Here is a 13,456-nt window from a genome sequence, read left to right as displayed (position 1 = left end):
TGAAGCGATGGTGGTTGGGCGGCTTGCGTCAGCTGTGGATCGCTTGCGTCAGCTTCGGACCGCTTGCGTCAGCCGCGGATCGCTTGCGTCAGCTGTGTACCGGTCGCAACCGCCGCGGACCGCTCGCGTCAGCCGCGGACTGCGCACTGCGTACCGCGCACTGCGCCCTGAGCCGCGCACCGCTCGCAACGGCCGCGCACCGCTCGCCTCAGCTGCTGCGCAGTGCCGCCCTGATCGCGTCGTCGACCGTCGGGAACGCGAACGAGAACCCCGATTCCAGCAGCCGCCGCGGCACCACCCGCTGGCTCCCCAGCACGTCCTCCGCCAGCTCGCCGAGTGCGACCTGCAGTACCGGCTTCGGTACGGGGAACAACGCGGGCCGGTGCAGCACCCGCCCCATCGCCGCGGTCACCTCCCGGTTGGTGACCGGCTCCGGTGCGGTCAGGTTCACGGGACCGGACAGCGACTCGGTGTCGATCAGATGGCGCAGGGCCGCCACCTCGTCGTGCAGGGCGATGAAGCTCCAGTACTGCCTGCCGCTGCCGAGCCGCCCGCCCAGACCTGCCCGGAAGATCGGGAAGAGCTTGCCCCAGGCCCCGCCGCCGCGCGCCACGACCAGGCCCGTCCTGGGGAAGACGGTGCGGATGCCCGCCTCCTCGGCCGGCCCGGCGGCCTCCTCCCACTCCACGCAGAGCGAGGGCAGGAAACCGTCACCCGGCGGTGCCTCCTCGTCCACGGCGCGGTCCCCGGTCTCCCCGTAGAACCCGAGCGCGGACCCGCTGACGAACACCCGCGGCGGCACGTCGAGCGAGGCGACGGCCTCGGCGATCGCGGCGGTGCCCAGCAGCCTGCTCTCCCGCAGCTCCCGCTTGTAGGCGTCCGTCCACCGGTGGTCGCCGATGCCCGCGCCCGCCAGGTGCACCACCGCCTCGCAGCCGACCAGCCCGTGCGTGTCCACGTGGCTGCGCCTCGGGTCCCAGCTGACCTCTTCCTTGGACCTGGCAGGGCGTCGTACCAGACGCACCACCTCGTGCCCGTCCGCGCGCAGGGAACGTACAAGTGCCGTACCGATGAGGCCCGTAGAGCCCGTGACTGCGATCCGCATGGGGTCATCCTGCCCCGGAACGGGCTTCCCGCGCGCACCCTGGCGCAGGTGGCGCGGGTGATGCGGTTCCCGGCCGGTACGGCGGCGGGCGCGGGGGCGGCGAACACCCACCGAACGGCGCGAAAGGGATACAGCGGGCATAGTGATCAGCGGTGGTGCGTGGACGGGGAGCCGGACGCGTGCCCGGAAGCCGCCCCTGCGGTCACCGTCCCGCCCGCTTTGCCCGTTGTTGCCAGCCTGGAGGAGCCCTAGCGCGATGAGCTCGGTCCGCGCGCGTCGAGGGGACGACGTCCCCAAATGGCTCATGGGGGAGAAGCCCGCGCTCTGGCTGCGGCTGCTGCCCCTGGTCGTCCTGGTGCTGCTCGCCGTGGCCGACCGCATCACGCCGGACGACGTCGAGCTGAGCTACTACCTCGCCGCCCTCCCGCCGCTGGCCGCCCTGCTGTACGGGCCGGTGAACACCGTGCTCATGGGTGTGGCGGCGACCTTCCTCGGGCTGCACGGCGACGACTGGGGGAACCGGAGGGGAGTGCTGCTCTCCGTGGCGCTGCTCTGCGGGACGAGCGTGATCATCTCGTGGTCGCGCACCCGCAGGGACGCCCGGCTGGTGAGCGTCGGGACGGCCGCCGAGGTCGCCCAGTTCGCGGTGCTGCCGCCGCTGCCCGCCGCGGTCGGGCGGGTGCACTGCTTCGGCCTCTACCGGGCGGCCGAGCTGGGCGCGCTGGTGAGCGGTGACCTGTACGACGTCCGCTGCGGTCCGAACGGGGTGCGGGCGGTGGTCGCCGACGTGGAGGGGCACGGCTCCGGAGCCGTGGCCACGGTCTCGGCGCTGCTCGGCGCCTTCCGCGAGGCGGCGCTGGACGACGTCGACCTGCCCGCGGTCGCCGCTCGGCTCGACCGGCGCCTGGTCGTCGACTCGGCCTCGGTGGAGCACGCGGAACTGTTCGCGACGGCCGTGCTCATGGAGTTCGCCGAGGACGGCCTGTCCGTGCGGGTCGTCTCCTGCGGCCATCCGCCGCCCCTGCTGCTGCGGGAGGGCCGGGTCAGCGAGATGCGGCTGGACCCCGCCCCGCCGCTGGGGCTGGGGCTGACCGAGTACGGCCTGCCGACGGTCACCGTGCTGCCGCTGAAACCCTGCGACCGCATCGTGGCCCACACCGACGGCGTCACCGAGGCCAGGAACGCGAAGGGGGAGTTCTACCCGCTGGCCGAACGGCTCGAAGCGCTCGCCCCGGACGCCGGCAGGCCGGAGGACCTCGGGGCGCTCGCGGAGGCGGTCCAGCGCGACCTGGTGCGGTTCGCGGTCCGGGTGGAGGACGACGTGGCCCTGTTGCTGCTGGAGCCGGACCCGGAGAACTGTCCCGCCGGCGGGGGCGGCGACGGGGACCCGACTGACTGAGGGGCGCGCGTCGTTCCGGCGGAGCCCCGAGGTGCGGGCCGTGGGCCGTCGCCCCCGGGGGGGGGGGGGGCTCTCGTCAGTCCCCGAAGCGTTCCCAGAGCTGGGGGTAGCGGTCCGCGAGGCCCGTGTCGTCATCCAGGTCGACGGGGGTGCCCTCCGGCTCCGCGGCCTGCGGCGGGACACCCAGGTCCGGTGCCACCGACCCGGTCAGCTGTTCGTACGCCTCGTCCGCCGCGTACCCCAGTTCCTCGCCGTCCCCGTCGATCTCGTCGTCGAACCCGTCGAGCAGCCCGGCCAGATCGTCCGGATCGTGCAGCGCGCCCTCGAAGACCTCGCGGCCCTGGCCGATCAGCCAGCACCGGAAATAGTCGAAGGCGTCGTCGTTCGCCGAGCCGAGGAGCACGGTCGCCGCACCCCACAGGTCCCAGCGGTACGCGCGGTTGTAGCGCACCTCGAAGTGTCTGGCGAAGTCGAGCACGGCGTCGGGGTCCAACTGGAGCAGCCGCTCGACCAACAGGTCGGCGTGTTCCTCGGGGTCGCCCTCGGCGGCCACGCGGGTGCTGTCGACCGTCTCCCAGAATTCCGTCTCGTCCATCACGAGGTACAGCATCGGGCTTGCGGAGGAGCGGCGCACGCGGAGCGGACGGATGGCGGCTGTCTCGTTACTCACGTCCGGCCCCCGCGCCGCGCGGGCCCGGACCCCGCACCGCTCACGTCCGGTCCCCCCTTCATGGCGCTCGGGCCCGGCTCTCGCGCCTGCCCGCGTCCGGCCCGCGTGGCGCTCGGGCCCGGCTCTCGCGCCGCTCACGTCCGGCCACCCCCGCTCCGCTCGGGCCCGGCTCTCGCGCCGCTCACGTCCGGCCACCCCCGCTCCGCTCGGGCCCGGCTCTCGCGCCTGCCCGCGTCCGGTCCGCGTGGCGCTCGGGCCCGGCTCTCGCGCCGCTCACGTCCGGCCACCCCCGCTCCGCTCGGGCCCGGTCCTCGCGCCCGCCCGCGTCCACCCCCCCGTGCCGCCCAGGTGCGCTCCCGCGCCGCGGTCCACCTGCGGTCCGGCCTCTCGTGTGACCGTCGGATGATTCACTCGTTTGAAGGGCAAGCGATGCACGCACTCTCACCCTCAAAGGGGTTGCCCTCGCCATGGACATGCAAGACCGTACGGAGCACACCGGGGCGGTTGCCGCCCCGCTGAGCGTGGAACAGGCCGAGGCCACGCTCGTCGAGCACTACCCGCGCCTCGTCAGGCTGGCCTTTATCACCCTGCCGTCCTCCCTCGGACGCCACCGCCGCGTCCTCGCCGCCCACGGAATCGTCCAGCGCGCCCTGCCGGCCCGCCGCACCCGCGGACCCGCCGGCGCCCCGGCGGACCAGGACGGGCCCCGGGTGCCCGCCCAGCGCGGCGCCCCGGCCGCACCGGCGTACGTCGCCCTGCGCACCCTCGTCCTGCGGGAGGCGCTCGACTACGGGAAGCGGCCCGGCTGGTGGCCCGGACGCGGCCCCGGCCCGGAGCGGCTGCGCCCCCTGCTGCCCACCGTGTGGGGGCTGCGGCTCTTCCCCGCGGCGGGCGGCGCCGTCGAACTCGCCCTGGACCAGGCGCTGTCGGGCACCGACGCGGCCACCCGCGCCGCCCTCGCGCTGCGCCGCGCGGAGGGGCTGGACGCGGACGGGACCCGGGCCGCGCTCGCCGCGGCGGGGGCCGCCGAGCCCGCCCTCGCCCTGCGTACCGCCGAACGCATCGGCCGCCAGACGCTCGGGGAGAGCGGCGCCGACGGGGAGCCGGGCGAGAACGGCCGGCACCCCCTGCTCTCCGGCGAGTTCGACCCCTGCTTCGTGCACACCCGCCCCACCGACCTGCTGCGCCGCCGGCACCGCGTGCGTACCGCGGGAGCCGCCCTCGTGGTCGCCGCGGTGGCCGCCGCGGTCCTGCCGGTCGTACTCACCGGCGACGGGCCGGCGCCGCGCGAACGGACCGCCGCCACCGGCACGGTCAACGCGTCCATAGCCCAACGGGTTCTCGACCCCCGCAACCTGGTGCGCCCCGCCGCCGACGAGTGGGCCGACACCTCGCGGGTCGACTTCACCGTCTGGCCCGCCAGGGGTGGGCGCCGCGACGACCTCGCGCTGCTCGACCGCGCGCTCAAGGTGTGGGCGAGCCCCGCCCGTTCGGTGCGGATCACCAGCACGCCGGGGGCGGGCACCGAACCGCCCACCGCCCCGCCCCGGCTGCTGTACGCGGGTGACGTCGACGGGACCGCGGTCGTCCTGCTGAACGACGGCGACCGCACCGTCCGGTACGCGGAGCCCGCCGACGGCGACCGGCCGCCCTCGCTCGACTTCGCCCGTACCGACGACGCGGACGTGGTGACCGGCGCGGCCCTCGTCCTCGACCGGAGCGGTGACAGCACCCGCTTCCTGCTCGCCCCCTGGATCGACGAGACGACCACCCGCGACCTGCTCAGGCCCAACTCGCCCGGCGGCGACCTGGCGGTCGACGACGACGGCGTCACCGCCCTCGTGCCCCGCCCGGGAGCCGGTGGTACGTGCGACTCCTGGCCGGTGCTCCAGCTCCGCTCCTCCGAGCTGATCGTCGAGAAGCACGCCTTCCTGCTGACCGACCTGGGCGATCTCGCGCCCGTCCACCTGACCTACACCCCGCCGCCCGGCAGCGGTGCACCTGCCAGGCAGCCGCGCGAGGCGACCGGCGCCGCGGCCCTGCGGACCTGGGCGCACAGCGCCTGCCATCTGCCGTCGATGCGCGGTGCCGGCGTACGCGCCGTCAACAACTGGGTGTACGCACAGCAGTCGCTGCCCGAGGCGGGCGGCCGGGCCGACTGGGTGTGCACCCGCGCCGACACCTGGCGGGGGCCGGGCCGTGTGATGGTCCAGCTCCAGCTGCCTGGCACCCCGCCGACCCGGCTCGGGGCCCCGGTGGCGGCGGCGCAGGACACCGCGTCCTGCAGCCGGTTCGGCCAGCACGTGCTGGCGGGGGCGGGCTGGCAGGCTCCCAGGTCCGGCAACTGGTACCTGCTCGCGGCGGGCAGCAGGAAGGTCACCCGCATCGAGGCGGACGGCGGGGTCAGGGCCGACGCGACCGGGCCGACCATGGCGGTACGGGCACCCAAGGGGGTCGAGGCCCGGCTACGGGCCAGGATGGCGGACGGTTCGACGCTGGAGGGACTGCGCTGAGGCCGGGCCGGGGGCCCGGGCGTCTAAAGCGGACGACGGTGACACGGCGGTAAACCGGACAGTAGATGTCTGGTTTCTTCGCCATGCTCGTTCCGTTGGGACCGCACGACGAAGGAGCCATGGATGAACACCGACCGTACGCACCCCGGCCGACCGGACCTGACCGGGCGGATCGCCCTGGTCGCGGGCGCCACCCGCGGCGCGGGACGCGCGATCGCCGTGGAACTCGGGGCGAGGGGCGCGACGGTGTACGTCACCGGCCGCACCACCCGCGAGAAGGTCAGCGAGGTCGGTCGCGGGCAGGAGACGATCGAGGAGACGGCGGAACTGGTGACGGCGGCGGGCGGCGAGGGAGTCGCCGTCCCCACCGACCACCTGGAGGCCGACCAGGTACGGGCGCTGGTCGAGCGGATCGACCGGGAGCGCGGACGGCTCGACGTCCTCGTCAACGACATCTGGGGCGGCGAGCACCTGGTCGAGTTCGGCAAGAAGATGTGGGAGACCGAACTTGCGCGCGGCTTGCGGATGCTGGAGCTCGGGGTGCGCAGTCACATCGTCACGAGCAGTTGTGCGCTGCCGTTGCTGGTGCGGCACGAGGGTGGTCTCGTCGTCGAGGTCACGGACGGCACGGCCGAGTCGAACAAGGGGTTCCGCGAGAACTTCTACTACGACCTCGCGAAGAACGCACCGATCCGGATGGCGTCGAACCTGGCACACGACCTGGCGGACGTCGGCGGCACGGCGATCTCCGTCACGCCCGGATTCCTGCGCTCCGAGCAGATGCTCGACCACTTCGGGGTGACGGAGGCGAACTGGCGCGACGCGATCGCCAAGGAACCGACCTTCGCGATCGCGGAGTCACCGGTGTTCGTGGGCCGGGCCGTCGCCCACCTGGCGGCGGACCCCAACCGGGCTCGCTGGAACGGCCGGTCGCTCTCCAGCGGGCAACTGGCACGGGAGTACGGCTTCACGGACACGGACGGGTCGCGGCCGGACGCGTGGGGGTACTTGTCGCGCGTCATGAAGGGGGAGGGGGTGTCGGTCGACGACTACCGGTGAGGGTGGGGCCGTACGCCAACCTTGTGGCCTGCGCAGCGGACCGGCCCCTTCTCGATCCCATCCCACCTCCAGCCTCCTTGGGCAGCGGGGCCGCCCCTTCCCTTCCCTCCACTCCCCACCTCCAGCCTCCTTGGGCAGCGGGGCCGCCCCCCGGGGGCGGGACGGGTGGGCAAGGGGGCGGCCCCTCGCGCGGAGCGTGACCCTTCGCGTGCCCTCTTGCGCGATGTTCTCTTCGCGCGGGTGCGTCGTGGCTGGTCGCGCAGTTCCCCGCGCCCCTAGGAGGTGCCCTCTGGGCGAGGGGGCAAGACGTGCGGGTGCGTCGTGGCTGGTTGCGCAGTTCCCCGCGCCCCTATGGGGCGCTCCCTGGGCGAGGGGACGGAGCGTGCGGGTGGGTGGGGGCTGGGCGCGCAGTTCCCCGCGCCCCTGTAGGGCGCCCGCTAGAGGGCGTTCGGGGTGTGTGAGTCGTAGAGGGCGGACATTCTCCGCGTTGTATCGGTCATGTGGGTTCTCAAGGCCGGAGGCCCCAGTACCTCCACGTCCGCGCCCAGGCTCAGCAGCTGGGAGGCGGCGACCTCCAGGGACTCCACCCGCAGGGTGGTCCGGATCCAGCCGGCCGGGTCCGGCGGGTCCGCGCTTGCCAGGGCCTCGCGCGCCGCGGCCCGATCCACCGCGCGGGGCAGCGCGGCCGCGCCCCGCTCCGAGAGCCGCAGCACCGCCTCCGTCCGCAGGAGGGAGCGGGCGAAGTCCGCCGCTCTCGACTCCCAGAAGGCCGGCAGGTCGAAGGCCTCGTCCCGGACGAAGTGTTCGTCGGTCACGGCGACCGCCCGGAAGCGGTCCAGGCGGTACACCCGGACCTCCCCGGGATCCGCCCGCGCGCAGACGTACCAGATGCCGCCCTTGAGCACGAGACCGTACGGATCGAGCCGTCGGCCGACCACCCCGTCCGCCCGCCCGTACCGCGCCTCGACGACCCGGTCGTCCCACACCGCCTCCGCCACCGCGGGCAGCAGCTCGGGGGTGGCGGGCTCCTGGTACCAGCCCGGTGCGTCCAGGTGGAAGCGCCGGGCCGCGCTCGCGGACGCGTCCCGCAGGGAGGGCAGCAGCGCCGCCGACACCTTCAGCCGGGCGGCCGACGCCGCGTCCTGAAGGCCCATCTCCCGCAGCGCACCCGGCAGTCCGGACAGGAAGAGTGCTTCCGCCTCGCTGCGGGCGAGCCCGGTCAGGCCGGTCCGGTAACCGCCGACCAGCCGGTAGCCGCCCGCCCTGCCCCGGTCCGCGTACACCGGCACACCCGCATCGGCGAGCGCCTGGGCGTCCCGGGTGACCGTCCGCTCCGAGACCTCCAGCTCCCGCGCCAGCTCGGCGGCCGTCATCAGCGGCCGGGACTGGAGCAGCAGCACCATCTTGATCAAACGGGCAGCGCGCATGAGGTCATCATGCGCGCTGCCACTGACAGGAGAGGGGGACGGGTACGGCTGTTACAGGCCGTAGCGCTCCCGGGCCTCCTTGACCGCCGACGCCGGCACCGCACCCCGCTTGGAGAGCTGGGCGAGCGTCGCCACGACGACCGACTGCGCGTCGACACCGAAGTGCCGGCGGGCCGCCTCACGGGTGTCGGAGATGCCGAAGCCGTCCGTGCCCAGCGAGGTCCAGTCCTGCTCGACCCACTGGCTGATCTGGTCGGGCACCTGACGCATCCAGTCGCTGACCGCGACGACCGGGCCGGGGGCGTCGGCCAGCGCCTGGGTCACGTACGGAATGCGCTGCTCGCCGCGCAGGAGCGCCTCGTCGGCCTCCAGCGCGTCCCGGCGCAGCTCGCCCCACGAGGTGGCGGACCACACGTCGGCGAACACGTTCCACTCGGCGGCGAGGAGCTCCTGCGCCTCCAGGGCCCAGTGGATCGCCGTGCCGGAGGCGAGCAGCTGCGCGCGCGGGGCGTCGGGCGCGGTGGCCGGCGCCGACTCCTTGAAGCGGTACAGGCCCTTGACGATGCCCTCCTCGACGCCCTCGGGCATCGCGGGCTGCGGCATCGGCTCGTTGTAGACGGTGAGGTAGTAGAAGATGTCCTCCGGGTTCTCCCCGTACATCCTCTTGAGGCCGTCCTGGACGATGACCGCGACCTCGTACGCGAACGCCGGGTCGTAGTTCAGCGACGCGGGGTTGGTGGAGGCGATCAGGTGCGAGTGGCCGTCCGCGTGCTGGAGGCCCTCGCCCGTCAGGGTCGTACGGCCGGCCGTCGCGCCCACGATGAAGCCCTTGCCGAGCTGGTCGGCGAGCTGCCACATCTGGTCGCCGGTCCGCTGCCAGCCGAACATCGAGTAGAAGATGTAGAACGGGATCATCGTCTCGCCGTGCGTGGAGTACGCGCTCGCCGCGGCGATGAAGTCCGCCATGGCGCCGGCTTCGGTGATGCCCTCGTTGAGGACCTGACCGTCCTTGGCTTCCTTGTAGTACATCAGCTGGTCGCGGTCGACCGGGTCGTACGTCTGGCCGAGCGGCGAGTAGATGCCGGCGGAGGGGAACAGCGCCTCCATGCCGAAGGTGCGCGCCTCGTCGGGGACGATCGGCACCCAGCGCTTGCCGGTCTCCTTGTCCCGCATCAGGTCCTTCACCAGGCGGACGAACGCCATGGTGGTGGCCATGCCCTGCTTGGAGCCCTTCTTCAGGGCGGCGAAGGACTTCTCCGCGGGCTGCGGCAGCGGCGCGGAGGCGTGCATGCGGCGGGCCGGGGCCGGACCGCCGAGGGCGGCACGGCGCTCCTGGAGGTAGCGGACCTCGGGGGAATCGGCGCCCGGGTGGCCGTACGGAACCAGGCTCTCGTCCAGCTGGGAGTCCGGGATCGGGAGCTCCAGGAGGTCGCGCATGGCGCGGAACTCCTTGCCGGTGAGCTTCTTCATCTGGTGGTTGGCGTTGCGCGACTCGAAGCCGGGGCCGAGCGTGTAGCCCTTGACCGTCTGGGCCAGGATCACGGTCGGCTGGCCCTTGTGCTCGACGGCCGCCTTGTACGCCGCGTACACCTTGCGGGCCTCGTGGCCGCCGCGGGAGGTGTGGAAACACTCGGCGATCTTCGCGTCGGTGAGGACGTCGCCGAGCTGCTTGAGCGCGGGCTCGGCGCCGAAGAAGTGCTCGCGGATGTACGCCACGTCGCGCGTCGCGTACGTCTGGAACTGGGCGTCGGGGACGGCGCGCAGGCGGCGCAGCAGCGCACCCGAGGTGTCGAGCTGGAACAGCTCGTCCCAGGCGGAGCCCCACAGCGACTTGACGACGTTCCAGCCGGCGCCGCGGAAGGCGCCCTCCAGCTCCTGCACGACGCGGAAGTTGGCGCGGACCGGGCCGTCGAGGCGCTGCAGGTTGCAGTTGATGACGAAGGTCAGGTTGTCCAGGCCCTCGCGGGCGGCCAGCGTGAGCGCGGCCGTGGCCTCGGGCTCGTCCATCTCGCCGTCACCGAGGAACGCCCAGACGTGGGAGTTCGAGGTGTCCTTGATGTTGCGGTTCTGCAGGTAGCGGTTGAACCGCGCCTGGTAGACCGCGGACAGCGGGCCGAGGCCCATGGAGACGGTGGGGAACTCCCACAGCCAGGGCAGCCGGCGCGGGTGCGGGTAGGAGGGCAGGCCGTTGCCGCCGGCCTCCTGCCGGAAGTTGTCGAGCTGCTGCTCGGAGAGGCGCCCGTCGAGGAAGGCGCGCGCGTAGATGCCGGGGGAGGCGTGGCCCTGGATGTAGAGCTGGTCGCCGGAGCCGTCCCCCTCCTTGCCGCGGAAGAAGTGGTTGAAGCCCGTCTCGTACAGCCAGGCCGCGGAGGCGAAGGTCGCGATGTGGCCGCCCACGCCGAAGCGGGAGCCGCGGGTCACCATGGCCGCCGCGTTCCAGCGGTTCCACGCGGTGATCCGGCTCTCCATCTCCAGGTCGCCGTCGAAGGCGGGCTCGGAGGCGGTCGGGATGGTGTTGACGTAGTCGGTCTCCAGCAGCTTGGGCAGCGCGAGACCGGCTGCCTCGGCGTGCTGGAGGGTGCGCCGCATCAGGTATTCGGCCCGGTTGGTGCCTGCGGCCTTGGCGACGGCGTCGAGGGAGGCCGCCCATTCGGCGGTCTCTTCGGTGTCGCGGTCCGGGAGCTGGTCGAGCTCGCTCGGAAGCTTGCGTACGGGGTCGGTCATGACGCCGCCTTCCGGGAAGGAGGGGGTGGAGAAAGAGGGGGGTCTGTGTCTGGCAGGACGGGACCCGGGTGGTGCGTGGTGCGGGACCTGATGAGGTCCGCCGTCGACTGTAAGAGACTGATCGATGATCGATCAAAGTTCTGGAGCAAAAAAGTCTTCCGCCGACCAAAATAGGCATTCCGTGCCACGAAACCGGGCACGAAGTGTCAATGGCATAAGCCGCAATCCGGGCAATGCGGTCGCCCGGCGCTCGTCCTACGCGCGCGGCGCACATCCGAGCACATGCGCCTTCACCAGCTCGCCGATCCGCGCGTCCCGCCGCCGGAACGCCGCCACGAGGTCCTCGTGCTCCTCGGCGTACGACTTCTGCACCGTCCCCAGCCAGCGGATCGACAGCGCCGTGAACACCTCGATGCCCAGCCCCTCCCAGGTGTGCAGCAGCACGCTGTTGCCCGCCGCCCGCACCAGCTCCCGGTGGAAGCCCACCGTGTGCCGCACCTGTGCCTCCCCGTCGACCGCCCGGTCGGCCGCGTACAGCGCCACCACGTGCGGCTCCAGGGCCGACACGTCGTCCGCGAGCAGCGGTGCGGCCAGCTCGGCCGCGATCTGCTCCAGACCCGCCCGGACCGGGTAGCTCTCCTCCAGGTCGGCGGCGGTGAGGTTGCGTACCCGTACACCCTTGTTGGGGGCCGACTCGATCAGCCGCAGCGTCTCCAGCTCGCGCAGCGCCTCGCGCACGGGCGTCTGGCTGACCTGCAGCTCGGTGGCGATCCTGCGCTCCACGATGCGCTCGCCCGGCTTCCAGCGCCCGCTGACGATCCCCTCCACGATGTGCTCGCGGATCTGCTCGCGGAGCGAGTGGATGACGGGCGGGGTCATGAGGAACTCCTAGCGAGAAGGGACGGCGCGGCGGGCGGGCCGTGTGGAGATGACGATACGGGCAGCCCGTGGGCCGTTCGGCCGGGACCTACGGCACCCGTGCCGCGTTGCGTGCCACCGCGTCGTAATGCGCCTTGACCGAGGCGAGGGTGGCGGCGTTGTCCCGCACCGCGCGCCGCTCGTGGGCGAGGTGGACGGCCTCGGAGACACCCAGGTAGTTCACCGCCGTACGGCAGCGGAGGTCGGCGGTGGCTGCGGCCTTCTCGCGGGCGCCCGCCGTGGCGGTACGGGTCCAGGCGGGGTCCTCGGCGGCGGCGTCGAAGTCCCGGTAGGAGAAGCCCGCGCGCTTCATGCAGGCCGACCAGGCGGCGGTCATCCCCGTGTACGCGGGGTCCGCGGCCGCCTGCGCCCAGGCGGCGGACCGCAGCCGCAGGAGCGTGTTGAGCGCGCTGTTGCCGGGGTGCGCGGCGGACTCGGCGGGACCGCCCTCGGCGAGGGCGCGTTCGGTGCGGCCCGCGCAGCCGCCGGGCGGCACCGCGCGTCCGTTCACCTCGCGGTCGGGGCCGGCGGCCGGGGCGCCGTCGGGCGCGGGGCGGGGGTCGGGCCCGTTCAGGACGAGCAGCCGGGTCTGCCGGCCGGGCCCGGGCGCGGAGCCGTCGCGTCCGCCGCCCTCGACGGGCACGTTGTGGAATCCGTACGCCCGCGCCTCCTGGGCGGTACGGGGGAGAGTGGTGCCGCGGCGCAGGTCGGCGAGGAGCGCGGCGTCGGAGTGGGCGGTGATCCGGGTCCTGAATCCGAACTCCGCCATACAGGAATTCAGCAGGACCGATTCGGCCCGCTGCATCTCCTTCAGTTCGCCGTCGCCGGGCAGGAAGCGCGCGAACGGCATTTCCGTACCGGTGGGCCCGGCGGGCGTCGCCACCGGCCCCACCCGGACCGGATCGGCCGCCTCGTGCTCCGTACCCCCACAGCCCGCCGAGAGCCACAGGGACGTGACCGCCAGGGCGGCTGCCGCCCGCCGCCGCACGCGCTCAGGCTTTCCCGTAGACCCAGGGCCCGCAGGCGCTGAACGCACCGGTCCCGGCCTCGCCGACACAGGTCTGGTACGACAGGACGGAATCCTCGGCCAGGTTGAAGTTGAAGTCCGCACGGCGGTTCAGGCCACCGGTCACCCAGTTGTTGTAGACCTTGTTCCGGTACGGGACATAGAGCCGTCCGACCGCGGAATGGCCGTCCTTCGCGAGGTCCTGGACCACGTGGTGATCTCCCTCGGACTCCCACCAGGAGGCGCCGCCGGCGCCGGTGCTCCAGGCGATGCCGCCCTCTTCGGGGGCCTCGTCGCCAGAGGCCGGAGCGGCCGCTCCGAGGGACAGCGCCAGGGACAGCCCGACGGCCAGCGACGTCAGTGCGAAGGCACCCGTACGGGCCGAAGGGACACGCCGTGCCCCGGTCCTGCGGCCGGACTGCATTCCCCGATCCCTCCCACGACTCGGACGACCCTAACGCGCGGCGGCCCCTCCGGAAAACGCCCGGAGAGGCCGCCGCGGTGAAGAACCTGTACGGAAGCAGGAGTTACAGGCCGAGCTCGACCTCGAACTCGCCGGCCTCCAGGATCGCCTTGACCGCCGTGAGGTAGCGGGCGGCGTCGGCGCCGTCCACCAGGCGGTGGTCGTAGGAGAG

Annotated in this window: 11 protein-coding genes; 3 read left to right on the top strand and 8 right to left on the bottom strand. The window is 73.3% G+C overall.

What is annotated here, in order from left to right; all coding sequences use genetic code 11:
• Window positions 1-208: 208 nt before the first annotated feature.
• Window positions 209-1,105 carry a TIGR01777 family oxidoreductase gene (locus tag ACIQM4_RS33570; RefSeq protein ID WP_401599207.1) on the bottom strand — a complete coding sequence of 299 codons (897 nt, stop codon included), beginning with the start codon at window positions 1,103-1,105 and terminating at the stop codon, window positions 209-211.
• Window positions 1,106-1,361: 256 nt separating this feature from the next.
• On the opposite strand from ACIQM4_RS33570, the gene ACIQM4_RS33565 reads away from it, so the two are divergent.
• Window positions 1,362-2,504 (top strand): PP2C family protein-serine/threonine phosphatase, encoded by a 1,143-nt coding sequence (locus ACIQM4_RS33565; RefSeq protein WP_401599206.1) that lies wholly within the window; start codon window positions 1,362-1,364, stop codon window positions 2,502-2,504.
• Window positions 2,505-2,580: 76 nt separating this feature from the next.
• Here the strand turns inward: ACIQM4_RS33565 and ACIQM4_RS33560 are convergent, their stop codons facing one another.
• The gene (locus ACIQM4_RS33560; protein ID WP_401599300.1) at window positions 2,581-3,099 is read right to left on the bottom strand and encodes a DUF4240 domain-containing protein; all 519 of its coding nucleotides are present in this window, start codon (window positions 3,097-3,099) and stop codon (window positions 2,581-2,583) included.
• A 548-nt stretch (window positions 3,100-3,647) separates the two neighbouring features.
• On the opposite strand from ACIQM4_RS33560, the gene ACIQM4_RS33555 reads away from it, so the two are divergent.
• Complete coding sequence (locus ACIQM4_RS33555; protein WP_401599298.1) at window positions 3,648-5,687, top strand: hypothetical protein; 2,040 nt, start codon at window positions 3,648-3,650, stop codon at window positions 5,685-5,687.
• 123 nt (window positions 5,688-5,810) lie between these two features.
• Window positions 5,811-6,746, top strand: a complete 936-nt coding sequence (locus ACIQM4_RS33550) for an SDR family oxidoreductase (RefSeq protein WP_401599204.1) — start codon at window positions 5,811-5,813, stop codon at window positions 6,744-6,746.
• 437 nt (window positions 6,747-7,183) lie between these two features.
• On the opposite strand, the gene ACIQM4_RS33545 is transcribed toward ACIQM4_RS33550, so the two are convergent.
• The 6 genes from ACIQM4_RS33545 to ACIQM4_RS33520 all read right to left on the bottom strand — a co-directional run.
• Entirely contained in the window at window positions 7,184-8,173 is a 990-nt protein-coding gene (locus ACIQM4_RS33545; RefSeq protein ID WP_401599202.1) for a helix-turn-helix transcriptional regulator, read from the bottom strand.
• A gap of 51 nt (window positions 8,174-8,224) precedes the next feature.
• On the bottom strand, window positions 8,225-10,897 hold the full coding sequence (aceE, locus tag ACIQM4_RS33540; RefSeq protein ID WP_401599201.1) for a pyruvate dehydrogenase (acetyl-transferring), homodimeric type: 2,673 nt from the start codon (window positions 10,895-10,897) through the stop codon (window positions 8,225-8,227).
• 255 nt (window positions 10,898-11,152) lie between these two features.
• The gene (locus ACIQM4_RS33535) at window positions 11,153-11,776 is read right to left on the bottom strand and encodes a GntR family transcriptional regulator (RefSeq protein ID WP_401599199.1); all 624 of its coding nucleotides are present in this window, start codon (window positions 11,774-11,776) and stop codon (window positions 11,153-11,155) included.
• A gap of 88 nt (window positions 11,777-11,864) precedes the next feature.
• On the bottom strand, window positions 11,865-12,803 hold the full coding sequence (locus tag ACIQM4_RS33530; RefSeq protein WP_401599198.1) for a hypothetical protein: 939 nt from the start codon (window positions 12,801-12,803) through the stop codon (window positions 11,865-11,867).
• A 4-nt stretch (window positions 12,804-12,807) separates the two neighbouring features.
• Window positions 12,808-13,245, bottom strand: a complete 438-nt coding sequence (locus tag ACIQM4_RS33525) for a hypothetical protein (protein ID WP_401599197.1) — start codon at window positions 13,243-13,245, stop codon at window positions 12,808-12,810.
• Between the two features lie 103 nt (window positions 13,246-13,348).
• A partial coding sequence (locus ACIQM4_RS33520; protein ID WP_401599296.1) for a 2-oxo acid dehydrogenase subunit E2 occupies window positions 13,349-13,456 on the bottom strand: 108 nt, incomplete at its 5' end.

The sequence above is a fragment of the Streptomyces sp. NPDC091272 genome, from assembly GCF_044757485.1.
Taxonomy (GTDB): Bacteria; Actinomycetota; Actinomycetes; order Streptomycetales; family Streptomycetaceae; genus Streptomyces.
Note: the sequence above shows the minus strand (reverse complement) of the source record. Positions and strands in the feature narration are given on the sequence as shown.